Raw genomic sequence first — 486 nt, forward strand, 5'->3', positions numbered from 1 at the left:
ACAGCTATCATCTATATTGACCGCATGAAGGAACTCTTTTGGGAAAAAAATCTCCAGCAGGTCTTGATTACCGCTGGATTTGAAGTCTTTAATAAACAAATTAGAGCCCAATATGTTTTTGAAAGTGCTGAGATTGAGACTGTTCTGGTTAATGAATCCAATTCCAATCAAGGGGGGCAGGCAGGAGCCTATTTCCAGCAAAGTCTTACTCAAACAGCCCAGCCGCCTGTTTCTTCAAATTTAAACCCCAAGTATCAGTTTGAAAACTTTATTCAAGGGGATGAAAATAAGTGGGCTAAGGCAGCTTCAATCGCTGTTGCCAATAGTCCTGGGACTACCTACAACCCTCTTTTTATCTGGGGAGGTCCTGGACTTGGGAAAACCCACCTTCTCAATGCTATTGGTAATACCGTCTTGGAAAATAATCCTAATGCTAGGGTTCGTTATATTACAGCGGAAAATTTTATCAATGAATTTGTCACCCAT

General features: G+C 40.9%; 1 protein-coding gene. It reads left to right on the forward strand.

Features of this window, described 5'->3' with window-relative positions; genetic code table 11:
* Nucleotides 1-24 precede the first annotated feature (24 nt).
* Nucleotides 25-486 (forward strand): DnaA/Hda family protein (locus FH871_RS34790; RefSeq protein WP_305036625.1); only part of this gene is annotated, 462 nt, incomplete at its 3' end.

This window comes from Larkinella sp. C7 (assembly GCF_006149005.1).
Lineage (GTDB): Bacteria > Bacteroidota > Bacteroidia > Cytophagales > Spirosomataceae > Larkinella.